This is a genomic window from Neorhizobium sp. JUb45 (genome assembly GCF_004343585.1).
In the GTDB taxonomy this organism is placed as follows: Bacteria; Pseudomonadota; Alphaproteobacteria; order Rhizobiales; family Rhizobiaceae; genus Neorhizobium.
Genome location: NZ_SLYW01000001.1, coordinates 1,331,446 through 1,351,452, shown reverse-complemented (window position 1 = coordinate 1,351,452; position 20,007 = coordinate 1,331,446). Strand labels below are relative to the sequence as shown.

At 58.0% G+C, this 20,007-nt stretch carries 18 protein-coding genes and 1 pseudogene; 14 read left to right on the top strand and 5 right to left on the bottom strand.

The window, feature by feature from the left end; translation table 11 throughout:
- On the bottom strand, positions 1 to 171 hold a 171-nt coding region (locus EDF70_RS06650; protein WP_132272496.1), incomplete at its 3' end, for a transposase.
- Positions 172 to 303: 132 nt separating this feature from the next.
- Between EDF70_RS06650 and EDF70_RS06645 the strand changes: the two genes are divergently transcribed.
- Positions 304 to 1,035 (top strand): DUF948 domain-containing protein, encoded by a 732-nt coding sequence (locus EDF70_RS06645; protein ID WP_132272495.1) that lies wholly within the window; start codon positions 304 to 306, stop codon positions 1,033 to 1,035.
- Positions 1,036 to 1,144: 109 nt separating this feature from the next.
- Positions 1,145 to 1,858 (top strand): hypothetical protein, encoded by a 714-nt coding sequence (locus EDF70_RS06640; RefSeq protein ID WP_132272494.1) that lies wholly within the window; start codon positions 1,145 to 1,147, stop codon positions 1,856 to 1,858.
- 458 nt (positions 1,859 to 2,316) lie between these two features.
- Here EDF70_RS06640 and EDF70_RS06635 read toward each other — a convergent pair whose 3' ends face one another.
- Positions 2,317 to 2,952 carry a recombinase family protein gene (locus EDF70_RS06635; RefSeq protein ID WP_132272493.1) on the bottom strand — a complete coding sequence of 212 codons (636 nt, stop codon included), beginning with the start codon at positions 2,950 to 2,952 and terminating at the stop codon, positions 2,317 to 2,319.
- Between the two features lie 475 nt (positions 2,953 to 3,427).
- Here EDF70_RS06635 and EDF70_RS06630 point away from each other — a divergent pair, with 475 nt between their 5' ends.
- From EDF70_RS06630 to EDF70_RS06605, 6 genes are all read left to right on the top strand, one after another.
- Complete coding sequence (locus EDF70_RS06630) at positions 3,428 to 4,051, top strand: hypothetical protein (RefSeq protein ID WP_245519058.1); 624 nt, start codon at positions 3,428 to 3,430, stop codon at positions 4,049 to 4,051.
- Positions 4,048 to 4,230 carry a hypothetical protein gene (locus EDF70_RS06625; RefSeq protein ID WP_132272492.1) on the top strand — a complete coding sequence of 61 codons (183 nt, stop codon included), beginning with the start codon at positions 4,048 to 4,050 and terminating at the stop codon, positions 4,228 to 4,230. The genes EDF70_RS06630 and EDF70_RS06625 overlap by 4 nt, the downstream gene beginning before the upstream one ends.
- The gene (locus tag EDF70_RS06620; protein WP_132272491.1) at positions 4,227 to 7,238 is read left to right on the top strand and encodes a hypothetical protein; all 3,012 of its coding nucleotides are present in this window, start codon (positions 4,227 to 4,229) and stop codon (positions 7,236 to 7,238) included. The genes EDF70_RS06625 and EDF70_RS06620 overlap by 4 nt, the downstream gene beginning before the upstream one ends.
- A 260-nt stretch (positions 7,239 to 7,498) precedes the next feature.
- A complete protein-coding gene (locus EDF70_RS06615) occupies positions 7,499 to 9,079 on the top strand; it encodes a hypothetical protein (RefSeq protein ID WP_132272490.1) in 1,581 nt (526 codons plus the stop codon).
- A gap of 1 nt (position 9,080) precedes the next feature.
- Entirely contained in the window at positions 9,081 to 9,608 is a 528-nt protein-coding gene (locus EDF70_RS06610; protein ID WP_165931947.1) for a DUF4376 domain-containing protein, read from the top strand.
- A gap of 197 nt (positions 9,609 to 9,805) precedes the next feature.
- A complete protein-coding gene (locus tag EDF70_RS06605) occupies positions 9,806 to 10,030 on the top strand; it encodes a hypothetical protein (RefSeq protein WP_132272488.1) in 225 nt (74 codons plus the stop codon).
- Here the strand turns inward: EDF70_RS06605 and EDF70_RS06600 are convergent.
- Positions 10,027 to 10,452 (bottom strand): thermonuclease family protein, encoded by a 426-nt coding sequence (locus EDF70_RS06600; RefSeq protein WP_165931946.1) that lies wholly within the window; start codon positions 10,450 to 10,452, stop codon positions 10,027 to 10,029. The two genes, EDF70_RS06605 and EDF70_RS06600, sit on opposite strands and share 4 nt — an antisense overlap.
- A gap of 572 nt (positions 10,453 to 11,024) precedes the next feature.
- Between EDF70_RS06600 and EDF70_RS06595 the strand changes: the two genes are divergently transcribed.
- The gene (locus tag EDF70_RS06595; protein ID WP_132272486.1) at positions 11,025 to 11,372 is read left to right on the top strand and encodes a helix-turn-helix transcriptional regulator; all 348 of its coding nucleotides are present in this window, start codon (positions 11,025 to 11,027) and stop codon (positions 11,370 to 11,372) included.
- A 385-nt stretch (positions 11,373 to 11,757) separates the two neighbouring features.
- Here the strand turns inward: EDF70_RS06595 and EDF70_RS06590 are convergent.
- Positions 11,758 to 12,036, bottom strand: a pseudogene (locus EDF70_RS06590) (SOS response-associated peptidase family protein); the annotation flags it as partial.
- A gap of 666 nt (positions 12,037 to 12,702) precedes the next feature.
- Between EDF70_RS06590 and EDF70_RS06580 the strand changes: the two are divergent.
- The 3 genes from EDF70_RS06580 (at position 12,703) to EDF70_RS06570 (ending at position 15,205) form a co-directional block, all read left to right on the top strand.
- Entirely contained in the window at positions 12,703 to 13,143 is a 441-nt protein-coding gene (locus EDF70_RS06580; RefSeq protein WP_245519057.1) for a hypothetical protein, read from the top strand.
- A gap of 683 nt (positions 13,144 to 13,826) precedes the next feature.
- The gene (locus EDF70_RS29920; protein ID WP_165931904.1) at positions 13,827 to 14,090 is read left to right on the top strand and encodes a hypothetical protein; all 264 of its coding nucleotides are present in this window, start codon (positions 13,827 to 13,829) and stop codon (positions 14,088 to 14,090) included.
- A 338-nt stretch (positions 14,091 to 14,428) separates the two neighbouring features.
- Positions 14,429 to 15,205, top strand: a complete 777-nt coding sequence (locus tag EDF70_RS06570; RefSeq protein WP_132272484.1) for a hypothetical protein — start codon at positions 14,429 to 14,431, stop codon at positions 15,203 to 15,205.
- A 126-nt stretch (positions 15,206 to 15,331) separates the two neighbouring features.
- On the opposite strand, the gene EDF70_RS06565 is transcribed toward EDF70_RS06570, so the two are convergent.
- The gene (locus EDF70_RS06565; RefSeq protein ID WP_132272483.1) at positions 15,332 to 16,549 is read right to left on the bottom strand and encodes a site-specific integrase; all 1,218 of its coding nucleotides are present in this window, start codon (positions 16,547 to 16,549) and stop codon (positions 15,332 to 15,334) included.
- 355 nt (positions 16,550 to 16,904) lie between these two features.
- Here EDF70_RS06565 and EDF70_RS06560 point away from each other — a divergent pair, with 355 nt between their 5' ends.
- Both EDF70_RS06560 and EDF70_RS06555 read left to right on the top strand, forming a co-directional pair.
- Positions 16,905 to 17,996: a glycerol dehydrogenase gene (locus EDF70_RS06560; protein ID WP_132272482.1), complete on the top strand. Its 1,092-nt coding sequence runs from the start codon at positions 16,905 to 16,907 to the stop codon at positions 17,994 to 17,996.
- Between the two features lie 366 nt (positions 17,997 to 18,362).
- A complete protein-coding gene (locus EDF70_RS06555) occupies positions 18,363 to 20,006 on the top strand; it encodes a Na+/H+ antiporter (protein WP_132272481.1) in 1,644 nt (547 codons plus the stop codon).
- Position 20,007 lies beyond the last annotated feature (1 nt).

Genomic DNA, 20,007 nt, shown 5'->3' with positions numbered 1-20,007 from the left:
CTTCATCTGGCTGATCATCGACGCGTCCATGCCGCCGTATTTGGATCGCCATTTGTAAAAGGACGCCGTGCTCATTCCATGTTCCCGGCAAAGCTTGGGTACAGGAACACCGCCTTCTGCCTGGCGCAGGATGGCAAGGATTTGTGGTTCACTGAATCTGCTCGTCTTCATCAAAATCTCCTCGATCATAAAGCCCGAGAAAATTCTACTTTTGAAGTCCGTTATTCGGAGGGGGGATTACCAAACTGCCTATGTGGTACTACCTTGAGCTTCCAATCGAGGCTGGCGGGGTTTTAGGCAAATATGGCAGACAAGGGAAAGCAGCAAACTACCAATTGGTTGAACACCGCGTTTATTGCGTCCGGCATATATGTCGCTGGCTTCTTGATGTGGATCATCCCATCCGCGCCTTCCAATTTCTTTAGTCAACCAGAACCAAACGAAATAGGCGACTTCCTTGCGGGGCTTTTTGCGCCAGTCGCTTTCATCCTGCTCGCATGCGCCGTCGTAATGCAGCGCCAGGAACTGAAAGTCACGAGGGAAGAGCTTGCCGACAATCGTGAGGTTGTCGCAGAACAGCTAAAGCAGATACGTACCCAAACCTCGATGCTCGCTGATCAACAAGCCAAGGCTGAAGAAAGCGCCAGAAGGACCTATAAGCTAAACTTATATGACAAACGTTATGAACTGTATCTCGACTTCATAGCATTTGGCGAAAAACACGACAGCGCGCACTATATGAACGACGCTTATATGGAAATGCTCGACTTACATCAAAGATCGCTATTCATTTTCGATAAGGCGGTCTCGGATTGGTTCGGTGAGATTGCCGACGAGATTTACAATCACGAGCAATATCGAAACCAAGAGACATTCATTCAGACAACTGCGTCAGGTATAGAAGTGATGAAATTTCGTAGCGAGAAAGCGGAAAAAGAAATCAACTCGACGGAGGCGTGGCTATACGACCAATTTACGCTACTGGAAATTAGAGCGGAGAAGTTTGAGCCTTCCATGCGTGTCAGTGACGCATAAAACGTAAGCGGGCGTACGCAGTGAAACCACTAAGAGCCCGCGCTGAGAAATCTCAAATCTACTAGAACATCTATTACACGGCATGGGTTGGAAAGATATGGACCGTTCAATGTACGACGATCTGCCTGAAGATCATGAGAATGCCTTTGTCTATCTTGAACGACGTTTCAGAGAGCAGCTTGATGAGAGCTTGAAAGACAATGATCAAGGTAGCTTCGATGCATATGCTAAGCGGCGATATATGAGTGCCGTAAAAGCCGCAGCAACATCTCTCGACATTCCCGGCATAGCCGAATTTCCCATGCCTTCTAATGAGCGTGAGGTTTGGGCTGCGTTCGAAGATTTTGAAACAGACATTCTCAACCTGACTGTTCAGATTGAAATCAACCACGCTCGTAGACGCAAAAGATACAGTGTGGTTTTTGATGGCGCAGAACGAGAGCGTCTTCGACACTACATCGAACAGATCAGAGCAGTGGTCGAAAAATCCGACGCTCCGCAGGGGAAGCGCGATGCAATTTTTAAGAAGCTTGCCGACCTCACGCTCGAAATAGATCGCACTCGAACCCGGTATGAGGTTGTTGCCGACGCAGTTCTAAGCGTGGCGCGGCTAAGCGGTGACGTCGAACGTGAGGGATTAGAACCATGGTGGAAGTGGGTTAAGCTGATCTTTGGCGTAATTGACGACGCTAAAGATAAAGAACCGAAGCAAACGCTCCCTGCCCCAGAAGAGCGAAAACGCCTAGAAGCGCCTCGAAAGCAACTCCCCGCGCCCGAAAATAAGGGTTTTGAGAAATCATTTGACGATGACATCCCGTTTTGATGTCCAATCCAGCGCCTCATTGTTCGCCGCACTAAAATACAAACATAGAAAATCAAAATGAATAGCTTACAACAGTGGTACAATTACACTAATCCGAAACAGCGCATACTCATGTATACGGTATCTGGTTTTTTAGTACTTGCATGGGGTATCGGGCTGGTGCCGCTTGTCTTCCTTTTATATTTTCATTTCGGCAGCGAAAAGGAAGCCGTGGTCCATTACGATGACAACAACCCGCCGCCTAAAGGCTCGCCGGAGTACTATGATTGGGCGAACCGAGAAGGACGATGGGCTGATAGAAAATAGTTGCCGGACCTTGCACCCATCCGTCAACAACCACGTTTGCCGCGCCGCCGCTGGATCGCCCCGGAACTCTGTCCCGCCCGTTTTATCCATTATTATGAAATATCGAGCTTATTGCGAACCGATCGCAACTAGAATTCTGGCGACTCCATCGCTCACATTCCCCATTTGACGAGCGCGGTTTCTGCGGCTGGCTGGTCGTCTCGGATGCGCAATATCGTCTGTCTGGTCAGCCCGGTTTCCTTGGCGATAGCTGACGCCCCTGCCCCATTCGACAGCAGATCAATTACGGTCTGGAACTGATCGCGGCTGTAAGACGGCTTCTTGCCACGATACTTGGTCACATCGCCTTTGTTCGCCTCTATCCCGGCTCGCTGTGCTTCCTTGACGGCTTCGGCTTGCGCTTGGGCAGTCGCCGCCATGAACGCGATCAGCGCGTCTCTCACAGCCTTTTGGACAGGGTCTTTCGTTGCGCCATCAAACGTCATGTCGTTGATGACCGTGCGGATGATCACACCACGATTGATGAACGTCCGAATAGTGTCGGTGACGTCGTCATAGTTTCTGCCAAGCCGATCCACCCAACGGACGACAAGAGTGTCGCCGCGTCGAAGCATATCGAACAGTCGCTTGCCTTCTGTACGCTCAGCCAGTCGAGTGCTGACACCTGACACGCCATGGTCGGCGACTACTTTATCAATCACAAAGCCAGCCTTTTCAGCTTGGGTGCGTTGATGTGACAGGTCTTGTTCTGATGTTGAGACGCGAGCGTAAAGGATTGTTTGGGTCATAGCAGTCTGTCCGATTAGGTTCTGTCCACAGATAATCATGTCCGATGAACGAAAGCAACCCTTACGTACAGTTAAGTCGCCGCAATTGGACCGGATGCTAGATGTACGCTCGACTATGCCCGTACGGACAATGGGATGCGGCCAAGTCAGTATCGGTGGCCTTTCCCGCACGGCTTCATCTCCGCGCATGGCGCTGCACTCAAGCCGCCAGGTGACAGCCCGCCCCTACCCCCGGCTATAGTCCGCCGCCCACCCGAGGGCCGCCGGTCCACGTCCATACAAATTTTTGCCGCGCTGGAAGTTTGGCCACAAATTGCCCGGCCTCGCTGGCTTCCGAGGCTGCTTTCTGCTATGATCTAATTGCTGGAAAAACGTAGCGAAGTGAGCGCGCTGCCGCCGAGCCCGACAAGGGCGAACGTCAACCTACCGGCTCTGCCGAGCATCCCGCAGCAACCGGTATTGACCCAGCGAACCAATGAAATTTCGCCGCCTTCCGCCCGAATTGTTGGCCGAAAACCTTGCTATCCGGGGCCGTTTTTTCGCTCGCCCGTTCGAACGACATTGCCAACATCGCAATGACGAAACAGGCATCATCGTGGACGGCATCGCATCTCAGGCAGCTAATCAGAACGCGGCCCACGCAATCCAGCACCTCAAGTGGGTAGGCGGACAATCGCGATGGGTATTCGACATTCAGACGGCATTGGGAACCATCCTGCACCTGTCCGACCCCCGCCGCGAGACTTGGGAGTTACCCGACACACGGCCGACCCACGAGCTACTGGCTGCGGTTTATACGGCGCTCGGACACGCTATCCTATGGGGAACTTCAGATAGGCTTCTAGGTAAAATTGAGATCGAGCATTTGACTGAGGGCATGCTGGCCGCCGCGCGACTGGTCGAAGACATCGACAAAGAGAAATTCACCGGCGACCGATGCAAGGATGACCGCGCACGGGTGAAGTGTTTAATTCACTTCGCTCGGATTGCCGAACACCGCCAGGAAATCGCCAATCGCCGGCGTGATCGCGAACGCGGGATTTTCAAACAGACGTTTGGACCGGCTGAAGAAGCCGACATTTTCGGACCATCACCATGACCGGGGACGAGCCTCTTCAAGTCGCCATCTCCAATCTCGGTAACGCAGCCGAAGGCAACCAAGCTCCTTCTGCATGCGCTTATGCCCCACACGCCCTGATCGATCTCGCCAAGATTGGGACGCAGATCAGTCAGGCTGCCGGCCAGCAGCACTTCGACCCGGATGGAAACCCGCTATGATTGAAGCAGAACTCTTTGACGGAACGGTTCTGGAGTTCCCTGACGGGACACAGCAAGACGTCATCCTGCGGGTCGTTCGTCAGCAGACACAGCAGCGCCGGCAACCGGCCGCTGCAAGTGCCCCGACAGCGCCCGCGCCTGAACCTTCGTTGCAGGACATCATCAGCGGCACGCTCGGCATGAAGCCGTCGCCGATGAACGACCCCGCTGCGATCGAGAGCCCGGAGATGCGCAGCGACAGCACGAAGACGTGGGGCGATTACGGCGTTGACGCCGCATCGGCTGTCGGCGGTCTCGCGGACCAGACCGTTCGCGGCGTCGCCACCGGCTTCACGAACGTTCTCGGGCTGCCCGGCACGATCGGGCGCGGCATCAATTCGCTTGCCCGGTATGGCGCGGAGCAGGCCGGCGCGCCGGAAGCTGTCGTGAACGCAGCCGGCTATATCAACCCGGTCGGTCATCTGTGGCCTACCGGCGAGAACATGCAGCAGTTCGGCGACAGTGTGAACGAGGGGCTGGCCGGTATTCTCGGCATCGAGCCGCCGCGCACGGAGCCCGAGAACTTCCCGGAGCGTTTCGTCAACCGCGTCGGCGAAGAAGTCGGCGCGATGGCCTTGCCCGCTGCCGGCGTGATGGGCCTTGCCGCACGCAGAGGCTTGCCGGCGATCCGGGAAGGCAGCCGCATGTCGCGCATGTTCCTGGAACCCGCAGCGGTAAATCCGGCGAAATACGCGGCCAAGGAAACGGCTGTCGCCACCGGTGCCGGAACCGGCGCGGCTATCGCCAATTCGGCGGTTGACCGCGATACGACAGCCGGACAGTTCGCCGACGCGGGCGGTGCAATCACCGGCGCCACGCTGACGGGCATCGGCTCTTCTTTGGCCCGCAGCGGCGGCGAGTTGATCGGCGCGCTCTTCAATCGCAAGAACTATGTCGACGACGTGGTTCGCGATGCAGTCGTCGACCGGCTGGCGGAAGGCGCGGGACTTCAGACGGCCATCGGCCAAGCACCCGACACGGGCCCGTTGATCGAAGCCATAGAAGCAGGCCCACGCATCGGCCGTGTCGTTCCCGGCGTCGAAGAGACGCTGGCGGATCGCACCAAGAACCCCGGCATCGCGTCGCTGGAATACAGCCGGCAGACGGGGCCGAACTCGGGTCTGTTCAACACGCGCCGGCAGAACAACGCCGCCGCGATCGACGACACGCTGTCAGCCATGGCGCCGGAAGGATCGGCGTCGCAGCTCCGCAGCGAACTCGATCTGGAGCGCAATCGCCGCCTGATGGACGCCGACGTCATGGCGCGGAACGCAACCGACGACGCGGCCACGGCCGTCGCGCCGCTCACGCCAGCCGGAACGCCGGCTGCGCGCGGCAACACGATCCGTTCCGCGCTGGAGGAAGCACGCGAGAACGCCCGCGCGAGAACGGCTGACGCTTACGAAAACGCCAATGTATCGAACAACCGCATCGTTGCGAATGAGCTGGTCGACACGATCGACAATTCCATCTCTTATTTGACCGAAGCCGAACGCAATCTGCTGCCGGAAAGCCTGATCGACCGCGTCCGTCGCCTCGGCGGCGAGGAAGCAGCACCCGTCAATACCGGCATTCTCGACGCCAGCGGCAACCCAATCACACGCGCACCCGAACCGGCCGAGCCAATCCGCTTGAAGGAAGCGGCCGATCTGCGCACCGAACTGAACCGGCTGTCAGCAGCGGCCAGCGCGGACCCACGCGCCGAACGAGGCGGCCGCAACGCTGCTCGCGTCCTGTCCCAACTGTCGGACGATGTCGACGGCTTCATCATGCGCAGCCTGACGCCGGACGAGCGCGAGGCCTTGACGACGGCCCGCGGTGCGCGCTTCGACGAGGCGGAACGCTTCGGCCGGCAGGGCGATCCGGTTGCCTCGGCGCTTGCCCGCAACGAAGGCGGAATGCCTCGGATGCGCGATGAGAATGTCGCCCGGACCTTCACGAACACGCAGAACATGGACCGTCTGCTGGCGCAGGCCGACACGCCGGACGTGCGCAGCGCGATCCGAAATGAGCTGCTGTCAGGTGCCGATACGTCGCGGGCCGACCGGATCGAAGGCTTTGTCGCCGCCAACGGCGAACAGATCAATCGTTTCCCCGGTCTGCGCGACGAGCTGACCCGAGCAGCCGGCGCACGGACGGCGGAGGCCGACGCCACGGCTGCCCGCACCGGCCTTGAACGGGAGCTTGGCACGGCCGATCGCCGCGGCACCAGCACGGTCGGCAAATATCTGAATTACGGCGATGCGCAGTCGCCGCGCGCCATCCGCGAGGTCGTCAACGCTCCAGATCCGGCGAAGGCCGCTGACGAGCTGCTGAACTTCGTCGGCGATAGCCCGACAGCCGTCAGCGGCGCGCGCAAGACGTTTTGGGATTACATGGAAGGCCAGACGCGGCGCTCGGGCGAAACCACGGCAGGCACCGATGGTCGTCAGCCTTGGATGCCGAAGAACCTGAAACGCTTCCTCGACGATCCGAAGAACCGGGCCGTCGCGGATCGCTTCTATCGCGACAACCCGGAGCACATCGAGAACGTCCGCATCATCGCCGACGCGCTCCAGGGCCTCGACACCCGCAACGCTGGCCGTGTTCCGAACACGAGCGGCACGGCGCAGGGCGTTCTGCCCTCGGCTGAAACCATCGGCTCCCGCCTGTTCGCTTATCAGCGCGGTCAGGTCGGCGGAACGTGGTTGATCACCAGCCTTGCGGCGGTTGCCGGCCGGCGGGCGGTCAAGGGCGCGCGGGGCGAAGCGATCGAGCGGATGCTGGATCAGGCCCTGTTGAACCCGGACGACGCGGCGCTTCTGCTGCGCGACAACAATCCGGCGAACCGGGCGGCGCTCGCTCGCAAGGCGAAGCTGTGGTTCGGCAACGAAGCCAATACGATCATGAACGCCATGACCGGCGAAGAGAAGGACGACGAAACGATGGAGGCGATTGGTGGCCGCTGGCAGGCTAACCCAAGATTTTGATACTTAGACGGGCGCCGGCCGTGGGAACGGTTTTCCGGGACGGAGATCGCTAAATAGCCCTTCCTTCGGCGGCGGCGGTTAGCTTGCCTGATCTGTGCATATGAAGTAAGATTTCTGTGCTGGTAAATAGCGGACTCGAGCAACGCACCACCGCTTCAATCCGAAGCTAAGATCAACTTCTTCGCCCCTATCTCTCGTTCCACGATCGAGCTGCGCGAAGTTGTTTTGTGGTGCGATTTATGGCTCCGATAACGCCTCCGATGACGCCTTACAACCGTAGCTACTCCTTCGTGCACGGACCAATCCCAGGCATCCAGATCAACATCGAGCTGGATAACGTTGAACTGTCCGTGAATGAGACCATCGACGCGGTGAAAGACATCCGTCGATCCGACGGCGCGCTGAAGAACGGGATCGTGACCGTCGACAGCCTAGCTCCACCAGTTGCGGCCATGCTCGGAGCAAGTGCCGATGTCGATACGATTGCTTCAAATATCGGCAGCATCGTTGCAGTAGCCGGCATCGCTACCGAGATCGATGAACTTTACGGAGTTCGTGACAGCATTGTTAGCGTGGGCGTCGTCGCGGGTAGCGTGTCGGTAGTGGCTGCGGCATCGGTTAGCGTCGTCACAGTCGCGTCCAACATTGGTGCAATAAATTCGGTATACAACAATATTGCGGCGGTGCAGACGGCAGCGGCAAACGCGCAACTCGCGAAGGACTACGCGTCAAGGGCCGAGAATTCGGCTGTCGAGCCGGGCCTGTATTCGGCCTTTCATTGGGCGAAGAAGGCCGAAGGCTTTGCCGCTGTAGTTGATCCGACCAGCTATCTTCGAACAGATATCGCGCAGACGAAGACGCCAGCGCAGAAGGGCCAAGCCATCGCCAACATCGGCGGCGGCGTTCTTGCAGGCTTCCGAAACAAGATCATCAATGGTGATTTCGCCATCAATCAAAGAGGGACCTATCTTGGGTCTGCGACTGGCACACTGCGGTTTCTGTCTGACCGGTGGTCTACCGCAGCGGTTGGCTCCAGCGCCGAAATCGGATCGTTCCCGATACCGCCAGCGGATGTAGCCGCTGCTAGCGGTGGCGTGAATTATCACCGAGTGAATGTTGCGTCCGTAGTTGGGGCGGCAAACTGCGTTCTCGTTGGACAGCGGATAGAAGGCGTAAGGACGCTTGCCGGTAAAAAAGCGACTGTCACGTTCTATGCAAAAGCTGATGCAGCGAAGCCCATCGCTGTGGAATTCATCCAGTCCTTCGGAACGGGAGGATCACCATCGGCGCAATTCAACATTGCACCGCAGAAAGTTAGCCTCACGGCTTCATGGCAGAAATTCTCTCTTGTCTTTGATATCCCGCCCATAGCCAGCAAAACACTTGGTTCAGGCAATAATGATTTCTTGGGCCTGCAATTCTGGTTTGATGCTGGATCGTCGTATAATGACAGGTCAGGCAACCTTGGGCAGCAAAGCGGAAGCTTTGACATCACCCATGTGTCGGTTGTCGAAGGTGATGCCACGAAGGAAGATGACCCGTTCTCTTCGCGCCATATCCAGCAGGAACTGGCTCTGTGTCAAAGGTACGCTGGAGTTCGAGAAGTTAGCGGGCGTTTCCATGCGGATGCCGCGAACAGAATATATGAGTTTCCGTTTACCTACCAGCCGATGCGTGCAATTCCAACTGCAACAATCGTTGGTGCAGGCACTCCAGGCAATCTTGCAGCGCAGTTTATAGAGCGGGTAAGCCGATCTAGCGCGACATTCTCCCTCAGATCAGTCGGAGCTGGGGACACTTATGGGATCGGTTATGCCTATCTCTTTGACGCGGAGCTTTGACATGAACGTTATCGGCTACACCGAAAGCGGATTGATCCGCGTCATGTTTGAAGGGGAAGATGGCGAAAACATCGTTCCTGAGGACATGGGCAACCGCCACCGCCAGATGATTGCGGAGTGGGAAGCGGAAGGAAACACCATCCCGCCCTATGCGCCGCCCGCAATCGATCTCAACACCTACACGGCCACGAAACGTTGGGAGCGTGAGGTCGGCGGCATTGTCGTCGGCGGCCTCGATGTCGCAACCGACGACCGGTCGAAGATCATGATTTCCGGCGCTCGCATGAAGGCTGACAAGGATCCTGCCTTTACCGCGCAGTGGAAGTGCCCGGACGGAAGTTTCATCACTCTCGATGCCGCGACCATCATCCACGCCAGCGATGCGGTTCTTGACCACGTGAATGACTGCTTCTCGATCGAGGCCGATGTATTGGCCGCGATCGTCGACGGCTCGATCTCTACCTCGGCCGACGTAGATGCGGCCTTCGCCGTTCAGCTCTCACCTGAGAGTTTCCAAACCCGAATATAGCCCGGCTGCCGCAGACTCGGGATCAGGGGAAGAGTTTTTCGAACGCGAGACAGCTAGGTAGCGCGAATAATTTAGCTATCCCGCATTTCCCCACCTGTGCCCGCTGCCCTTCTGGAAGACGCCAGCGGGCTTTTCGTATCAGTATGTTGTAATTACAGTTTCCCGGGATATCTGTCGCGAAAAGCACGAGGACCACTTTGAGCAAAGACGTACCCGCTGAGACCTTAACGCGGCCACCAAACCGCAAGCCGCCAATCTGGCCTTGGGTTGTGGTGTTGATCCTCGTCATCGGCGGGATTTTGGTCCACCGCGAACTGACGTTGTTGTTTGACGACCTTCAGCGGACAGGCCGGGACTTGATCCAGCTTTTTGAGTGGCTGCTTTCGTTTTTCCCAGAAGCAGAGCGCGCGGGGCAGATCTAGCTGCCGTTTCCCTGCCTGCCATCGCACCACCGGTTGCCGACATTCGGCCAATGCTGCGCCAGCCCTTCATGGATCAGCACCTTGCCTGCGTCTCGACCGTCTGGAAGGATGACGCGAACCAGTGATCGACGGTCACTCGTTCGATCCTTCTTACCGTCGTCAATGATGCGATAGCCGCTGGCCATGAGCTGCTGCAGTCGGTGGGTCGCCTGCTTGCCGATCGCACGCTCTCGATCGCACTGGGCGCCCGATGTCTCCGGCGCATCAATATCCAGAAGGCGCATTTTCACGCCTCGCTGCCAAATGGTGTCGCCGTCCACGACGCAGGTGACCTTGCGGGCCGCTCGGTTTCCGCCAGAGCATGTGTCGATAGCCATGGCCGGTGTTGTTGCTGCCATCAGCATGGCAGCCGCAAGCAGCATGCGCATTCTCATTTAATCTTCCCCACCTGACCCGAGGCCTTAACCGGTTTCGGGTCTTTTTTTTTTATGGCAGACAAGACTCAACGATTACTCTCAGCAGTAATTTTCGCTGTCGCTATCTATCCAGGTGACGGCTTTCGCCCGCTTGAGTAACCAGAAAGCGGACTCCGCTAGCCGTAGGCTTTGAGCCTTGCTTGCAGGCGGTTCCAGCTTTTTTCGAGATCTGGAGCTAATGCGCTCCGACCTTACCGAGTTCACGCGCTTTCGCTTCATATCAGCCTCCGATAATACACGCAGCATTGTGCTATCGCAGTCTGAATTCAACTCTAAGACAGCTATATCGTTAAGCGGTAAGGTTAGCGCGAACGCATATCCAGTCTGTGCCCGCTGCTCTAATAAGGCGGCGGGTCTTTTTTCCGTTCAGAACAGCCGTTGATTTCCCATGCCCAGCAAACGTGGCGCTAGCCATTATTCATGATGCTGCGCGATTTTAGCGCATCCCCCTTGTTTTGGAGGGGAGCCCCAAATTTTGAATATGTTAATTTAGTTTAGCGTTGGTTGGGGGGGCGATTATGCGCAAAGTGGACAGGGTTGATCACGATCGCGGTCGGCGTATTCGTGCGGCACTAAAATCATTCAATTCTCACAAGATGATGAGTGTTGCCGCGGAATTGAATGTCAGCGCCGCAGCGTTGTCAAAATGGGTTCAGGGCCACCCCATGAGCGTTGACCATGCCTGCAGGCTGTCAGCATATCTGGGGGTCTCTCTGGATTGGATGCTCGCTGGGACTGTCTCCAAAGATAGCCCGCGCGCGCTGACTGGACTTGAACAAGATCTTATCGATCATCTCCGTGACCGGTCTCCGCAGGTTGCTGTTTTACTCAAAAATATCGTGCTCGAAATTCCAAAACATCAATAGGGGATGGCTATGCGTGGTGTTTGCGAAGACTTGACAGCGGTCAGAGAGCGCGCAGCGCGCCTCCGAGATAGCGAATTGCTCGTGTATCTCATTGAGATGGCGTTAGAGCAGGCGACCGAGCTTGCTCGATCTGAAGAGAAGAGGCAGTGTCCGCCTGTTTTTGCCGTTCGACCATCGCCTCAACCAGGCGTTTAGCATCACGTGGCGACGTGCCACGATCAAACTCGGCTCTCACTCTGGACATGATCAGCTTGTCTGGCGGCAACATCGTTTCTTCAGCGTCGCATAAAAATCTAGCCGAGTATATCAACAATCTGAACGAGTATGCTGACCACCGTAAGAGCGAAGCAGAACAGCAAGAGCGCCATGGTCAGCCAGTCGGTGCTCACAGCAATGATCCTTGTGGTTGTTCGATCGGCAGCAGTATGAGGCCATTTTCGGGTAGCGGACGCTGGAGGGCCTTGGCTTCTTCCCAAGGTGCTCGCATCCAGACATCGATTTCCTCCGCCGTCGTCAGGATCACCGGCATCGCCTTCGGGTGGATTGGCTTCACGACTGAGTTCGGATCACAGGTGAGGAAGCCGAACAGCTCGTGGGTGCCTTCGCGCGGCGTCTTTATAGAACCGCGCGTGCCGTCCCAGTCTGTCCAGATGCCGGCGAAGAAAGTTCGCTTCGCATTTATCGCTTCCGCGCCGGTCGCAGCCGATCGCCATTATCCGCCGCAGCTCAACGAATTCGGTCTTGTCGCCGAGCTTTTTCACGAGGGCTTTTCGATCGTATTCGCCGTATCGGTCGCACCGGTGGCAAACCATGTCGATTTTCTCGCCGCGAAAATCCTTGAGTGTCGGCAAGCTCACGAGGTAGCTTCCCTCGCGACTGCGGGTTGCAGACGCCATTCAGACGCGGGCGGGGAGCGTCCTTCAGCTTCCACGCGCTTGGTGAGAATAACGTCGGCCTTCCGCTTTGCAGCGCCGTAGCTCGGTGCGAGAACTGTGACGCGGCGCTTTCCTGCGGAGAAAACGAACCGCTTGTTTTCAGGTTTCACTCCGGTGGTGAACCCAGCGAAAAAGGCACGGCGGCAAACGGCTCTGTCCAGGCCCTCGCGCTCATCCGGGCGAAGACATGCCCACCAATTGTCGAATGCTGCTTCGTTTCGTTTTTGCATAGAGAACTCGATCGCGATGCTTTGTTCTCATTATGTTCCGTCTTGCGATAGAGTCAATCGGTCCCGTTTGAAGCCCGTGCATAAGGTAACCAAGTTTCGGAAGTGGCCTAGACTTTGCCTCCACTCCTTGCAATCATCGGGCGGGTAATAGTCGGGGGACTACACGTGAAATTTGTGACGACTGCGCGGCTCGGGGCTGCCGCATTGATGACGCTTGCGCTGGCCAGCTGTACAACAACGACGCCGGCCGATTTCCAGAAGAACCCGAAGGCGGTTCCGAAGGTCAGTCTTTGCCGTACTTTTCTGGAAAGCCCTGATCCGGTGTTCCGGCAACAGATCGCAGCAGAGCTGGAACGCCGCGGGATTGCATATTACGCCTGCCCGAAGATGGTTCAAGATCAGAACCAGGCGGGAGCAGTGTTGGCAGCCGTGGCGATCGGTGGCGCCGCTGTCGCTTACTGCTCAAACCATAACTGTGGAGGCGGCGGGGGCTACTACAATCCGCCGCCAACCTATCCAGGCAACTGCCGGTATTCTTGGCAGACAGCAGCCGACGGCACCCGCTGCGGCGACCGCAGCGCAGCGTCGCGTCCAGGTGGCTGGTAAGCAAAGCTGTAAAGGTGGAGCGGAGGTTTTCGGCCCCTTCCTTGCGCCGCACTGCCTGACGCATCATGCCCTCGCCTCCTTTTGAGGTTGGGGCATGATCGCCACGGCCTTGGAGCGAAATATGGCGAGAAGAACTTGGGTAGGTTGGGCCGTTGCGGGCGTAATGTTTTTGGGGTGGCTAGGCACCAATGACAAGGATAACGCCTCTACGTCAGCCCCGAAGCCCGCTGTTACTCCAACTCTACGTCAGATGTCGCCCAAGCCACAGATGCAGCCGCCAACTGCGTTGGATATTCCTGCATCTCAGCAGCCTCCCCCGTCGGTGACCGCACCCCACGCCCCTGCCCTTGAGCGGCTGTATACGACCGCGAACGTGCGAGTTCGATCTAGGCCTTCCGTCAGCGGGTCTATAATCGCCACTGTCCCGTCCGGGTCGGGGGTCGAGGCATCCACTGCTCAAGGTGAATGGCGGCGGGTGAAGTTCAGAACGTATGAGGGTTGGGTGAGCGGCGAGTTCTTGAGTTCGACGCCGCCGATTGCTCGAGAGAGCCGGCCCGGGCCGGCAACCCCCATCGCACCGCTTGTGCGCCAGTCGACCCCGAGTAGATCGGGCGAAGCGATGCGCGACCCATATGTGGGCACCTGCGATTGCCCGTACGACATGATGAGTAACGGGCGCCGTTGTGGAAATCGGTCAGCGTACAGCAAGCCCGGAGGTCGAAGCCCCCAGTGCTACTTCTAGCCAAGCCGGCATCGATGTCGATGGCTTTCCCAAGGGTGCAGACATTCGGGCGAAGTTCTTAGTCCGCAGGACCGTCCTCTGCGCTCTTGCAGACAAGGTGGAGAAAGGCGTATTCAAAGACGGGTTTCATCCGGCAACCGACAACGTCGGCAAGCCGATAGGAAGCATCTATGTCGATTATTCTGAGGGGGATGAGCTGATTTGATCGGCTCAAGTTGAATTATGATCCACGGAAACGCATCGATGCAAGCGGTTCAACAGGTACTCCGGAGGAAATTTCCGGACCTTGAGAATACCCCTGAAGGTCGGGAAAAGCTACAGGACACGGCTTTGTCTGTATTGCAGGAGCTGAGCGAGAACGGGCTGTCGATCGTTAATCGATCTGAAGCCGAGGCAATTCGTCGGTCGACGGGTGACAACACCTGAATTCCTGTCGCGCGACCTCGTCATGCGGCGACTGGCAAACGTTTTCGGTAATTTGTTTACTCACCGCCCCAAGGTATGGCTGGTTTGAGAAGTTTGGGTATAGGCAGGTTTCAAAAGATGCGGCGACCGAACGTAACTCAAATCGTCGCACTGACGAGCGTCGCATGGCTCGGACTTGCTTTGGCGCTAGCGCTTGTCTCGGGCTATCCTGAGGGATGCGATCAGGTTCTACCTTGTCTTGCTCTGAACGAGTGGGGTGACACCCTCGCTGGCGTTTTTGCGCCTCTTGCCTTCTTCTGGCTGGTGGCCGCCGTATTCATCCAATCGAAGGAATTGCAAGCTCAGCGCCTGGAGCTTCAAGCGACGCGCGATGAGATGCGCCACCAACGCAAGCTAATGGCTGCTCAGGCAGACGAGGCACGTAATCAGGCCGCATTCATCGGGGCGCAGACCGAGATTTTAGTCCGCCAAGACGCTGCCGCGCAAGGCGCGGCACGAAACGCGGATTTTGAGGGAGCTTTAGCTGATCTTGCAAACCTCGTCGACTTGAGGTGGAACGGCAAGAACTGGCTTTGGGGGACCGCTGAGAACGGAGAACGAGGACCGCTCAACTGGCGCACGACAAACAACGGTAGGGAAGAGATAATCCGCGATCTTACGCAGTTCTTGAGCAGGAAAACAGTGACGGGCCTTAAGTCGCCGTTCGGCATATCCTCACAAGAGTTGCAGGTCGCACGCGCAGTGCTGACCTACATTGACACAGCTTCGCAGGCAGCCGCGGACTGCAGCCCGCGACACGTCGCATTGCTAAGCCTTCTTGAAATCCCTACGCTCGTCAACGAGATCGAGCAGCTGATCGAGCAGACAGAAAGCATGATGCGCGACGTACCGTAGTGATCCTATTCCCCTCCAGGTTCCCACTGCACCGGCGATTGATGTCTGCAGACTGCAGCGGCGCATGGCTCCGCGCGGCTCAGGTCCACTGCGCCTGCAGTAATCATCCTCTTCTTGGCCGCGCCGTCAAGACGCCCCTTTTTGGCGCTTCATTTCCAGCACGACACCGGGCTTCCTCGGTCCGCAATAACTCGTCCAAGCCGACATGAGCTTCCGGCGCTTCTCCAATGCGTCGCCGCGCCGGTAAGCCCGCTCGGTCTCATCCCCAATGACATGCGCCAGCGCCGCTTCAGCAACTTCACGAGGGAAAGTGGTTTCTTCGCCCGCCCAATCCCGAAAAGACGACCGGAAGCCATGCACGGTGAAATCGATCTTCATCCGGCGCAGAAGCATGTCCATTGCCATGATCGACAGCGGCCGGCCTTCTTTCCACCCCGGGAAAACGAAAGCGCCAGGCCCGTCCTTGAGGCCAGCAAGCTCTGTAAGGATCTCGACAGCCCGAGGCGTCAGCGGGACGCGATGCTCACGGCCGGCCTTCATCCGTTCCGCCGGAATTATCCACACCGCCGCCTTCAAGTCGATCTCCCGCCACGTTGCGCCGAACGTCTCGCCGGTACGCGCGGCCGTCAGGATCGTGAACTCCAGGGCTCGCGCTGCCATCGCGTCACGCTCGCGCAGATCGGTGACGAACGCGGGAACATCCTCGTAGGGCATAGCCGCGTGGTGACCACGGGAAAGCTTCTTGCGTTTCGGCAGAAGGTTCGCCAAGTGCCCGCGCCACAGGGCCGGATTTTGCCCCGAGCGATGGCCTTTTGCGCTTGCGGCGTCCAGTACCCTCTCAATGCGGCCTCGCAATCGGCCGGCCGTCTCCGGCTTCGTGAGCCATATCGGCTTCAACACTTCCAGCACGTCGATGGTCGAAATCTCGTCGACCCGTTTCGGCCGCAGGGGCGCCGCGTATTCCTTCAGAGTCATTTTCCATTGGTCGAGGTGCTTCGCGTTTCTGAATTGCGGCGCCATCGCTGCGATAAAGGCGTCGGCTTCATCTCCGAACGTTGGGACGGCGACGGGTGCGCTGCTGTTCTTCGCTGCAATCGGATCGATGCCGGCCTGAAGGTTCGTCCGTGCCTCGCTGGCAAGTTCACGAGCGCGGGCAAGCGTGACCGACTTTAAGCCGCCCAATCCCATTTCGCGTAGCTTGTCATCGCGCCGATACAGGAAGACCCAACGCTTCGCGCCACTTTTGTCCACGACCAGATATAGGCCGCCGCCGTCGCCGTGCCGGCCTGGCTTAACGATTGATGCCACGCCTCGCGCGCTCAGTTTGTTCAATGCGAGAGCCATATCCACCCCAACGATTACCCTAACAGATGACCGCTATTCTATGGGGCAGCATGGGAGATGTCGATATGGGTAAATCTCTAAACAACTGAGAAAATATGGCTTTTACGGATGAAATGGGAAACCATGGTTCGATAGTATGGCGGACACCTCTTCCGCCAAATGTTTTCCCAGACGTTGAAATAAAGTGGGCAATTATGAAACCGGCGGCGGTTAAAGCCCGGTCCGCCGCGTAGCTCGTGCGGAGCGAGCGCGGCGACAGAATGCCATCAACTTTGCGCTATGTCATTGAGATGACATGGTGCCGGGCCGATATTCCGATTGTTGTTTTATCGATAAACAAGATTGGAAGAGACAGATGACGAAACGTATTTTTGCATCACCGGGTCGCTATGTTCAGGGCAGTGGCGTGATTGCGGAACTCGGGACCTATCTGGCGGAATTTGGCGACAATGCCTTCCTCGTGTCCGACGATATCGTCTGGGGTCTGATCGGCGCTCAGGTCGAGGCTTCCGTTACCGGCAAGACGCAGTTTACCCGCGAAGGTTTCGCCGGCGAAGCTTCTGTCAACGAGATCAAGCGACTGGCAGATGCGGCGCGCAAGGCCGGATCCAAGGTCGTGGTCGGTCTCGGTGGCGGCAAGACGCTCGATACCGTCAAGGCCGTCGCCGACGAGTTGAAGCAGCCCGTGGTCATCGTGCCGACCATCGCATCCACCGATGCGCCCTGCAGCGCGCTCTCCGTCATCTATTCCGACGAAGGCGTGTTCGAGGAATACCGCTTCTATTCGAAGAACCCGGATCTGGTTCTGGTCGATACCTGGATCTGCGCGCAGGCGCCCGCGCGTCTGTTCGCATCCGGCATCGCCGACGGCCTTGCTACCTATGTCGAGGCGCTTGCCGTGCAGCGTTCCAATGCCAAGACCATGGTCGGTGGCGCCTCCTCGATTGCCGGCATGGCGATTGCCGAAGCCTGCGAAAAGACGCTGCTCACCTATGGTTTCAGTGCCTACAAGGCCGTCCAGCAGAAGCTGGTGACACCGGCCGTCGAGGCCGTCGTTGAAGCGTCGACGCTTCTCTCCGGTCTCGGTTTCGAAAATGGCGGTCTTGCCGGTGCGCATGCCATTCACAACGGCTTTACCGCGCTGCACGGCGAAATCCACAACCTGACGCATGGCGAAAAGGTCGCCTACGGCACCCTCGCCCATATGGTTCTCGAACAGCGCCCGGACGAAGAAATCGCCGAGTATATCGAGTTCTATCGCCTGATCGGCATGCCGACGACGCTGCAGGAACTGCATCTGGAAGGTGTCAGCCGCGAAGACCTGCTGAAGGTCGGTGAACTCGCCAATAGCGAGGCCGATACGCTGAGAAATCTGCGTTCCGATTTCACCGCCCAGGAAGTCGCCGATGCCATTCTGGCTGTCGATGCGCTCAGCCAGGCTGTGTAATCGGCAGTAGACGGCCTGATGTTGTTTCGGCAGAAAAGAGATATGGGCGCCACTCGGCGCCCATACGTGTTTCTGGCGAACGTTATCAGGCCAGAGGAGGGCGCGACCACCCTACCCTCGTACATGTCCCGTCGTGCTGAAATATCTGTTTTTACGGCAGAAAAACATGTCTTGCCGCGGTCGTGATGCGCTGATTTTTGATGAGTTTTCAAGCCTTGCGGTTGATCAAGTGACCCTGAGAGGCCATAAGCGACACGCCGCCTTGCGGCTTTCGCAAAGGAAAACGGCCAATCTCCGCTGCGCATTGCGGGCGGTAAGGATGGCGGTGCCTCGCGGCATAATCAGGCATTTTGAAAGGTTCTATCGATGGATGGCGTGACGATCTCACTGTTCCTGCTGCTGGCTGTCGTGGTGAGCGGCATGTTGGCGCGCCTGTCGCCTGTCGCCATTCCTTTGCCGCTGGTGCAGATCGCGCTTGGCGCGCTGATCGCGGTCGCCACCGGCTCTGCCGTCACCCTCGACCCGACCCTGTTTTTCCTGCTTTTCCTGCCGCCGCTATTGTTTCTGGATGGCTGGCGCATTCCCAAGGAAGGCCTGTTTCACGACCGCGGCACCATTCTGGAACTGGCGCTCGGACTTGTCGTTTTTACCGTGCTCGGTATCGGCTTTTTTGTCCATTGGCTGGTGCCTGCCATTCCGCTGTCGGTCGCGTTCGCACTCGCCGCCATCCTGTCGCCCACCGATCCGATCGCAGTTTCCGCCATTTCCGCCCGCGTGCCGATCCCCAAGCGGCTGATGCACATTCTCGAAGGTGAATCGCTGCTCAACGATGCGTCCGGCCTCGTCTGCATGCGTTTTGCGGTGGCAGCGACCGTGAGTGGCACGTTTTCGGCCGGCGATGCGGTTCTGACCTTCCTTTATGTGGCACTGGGAGGCGTTGCCATCGGCCTTGCCGTGACGCTCGCCGTCACCCGCTTCAAGGATCTCGTCTCGCGAAAGCTCGGCGAGGAAACTGGAGCGCAGATCCTCATCAGTATCCTCATTCCATTCGGCGCCTATCTTGCCGCCGAACACCTGCATTGCTCCGGTATTCTCGCCGCCGTCGCTGCCGGCATCGCCATGAGTTATGAAGAGGTTCGCGGCAAGGTACTGGCCGTCACGCGTGTGCGCCGCGCCGCCGTCTGGGACACGGTGCAATTCACCATGAACGGCATCATCTTCGTACTGCTGGGCGAACAGTTGCCGGGCATCATTTCCGGTGCCGCCAAGGTTGTCAGCGAGACAGGCCATTTGCATCCGATCTGGCTGGTATTTTATGTGGTCGCCATCAATGTCGCGCTGGCTGTGTTGCGCCTCACCTGGGTCTGGGTGTCGCTGCGTTTTACGCTGTTCAAAGCCGCTCGCAAGGGCCAGGTGATCCGCAAGCCCAGCTGGCGGCTGGTTGTTGCGATGTCGCTTGCCGGTGTGCGCGGCGCCATCACGCTTGCCGGTATTCTGACCCTGCCGCTGGCGCTGGATGACGGCTCGCCCTTCCCTGCCCGCGATCTGGTCATCTTTCTGGCCGCTGGGGTGATCATCGTTTCGCTGGTTGCCGCAAGCGTCGGCCTGCCGTTCCTCTTGAAAAACCTCGAACTGCCGCCGGAGCCGTCACATCAGCGCGAGGAGGACGAAGCCCGTATCGCGGCGGCCGAAGCAGCCATCAAGGCGATCGAGGCAACCCAGCACCGCATGGGTGAAGGCCGAAATGATGCGGATCTCTATTCCGATGTCGGTGCCCGCCTGATGGAGCTTTACCGCCAGCGTATCGATGGCCGCTCGAAGACGGAAGACGAAGGAAATCAGGTGCGAAAACTCGAGGAGATCGAGCGGGTCTTGCGGCTGGCCGCCGCGCGCGCCGAACGCGAACAGATTTTCAGAATGGTGCGTGCGCGCAAGATTCGGGAGGAGACCGCGCGAAAAATCGTGCGTGATATCGATCTGACCGAGGCAAGGCTGACCGCCGCAACGTGAG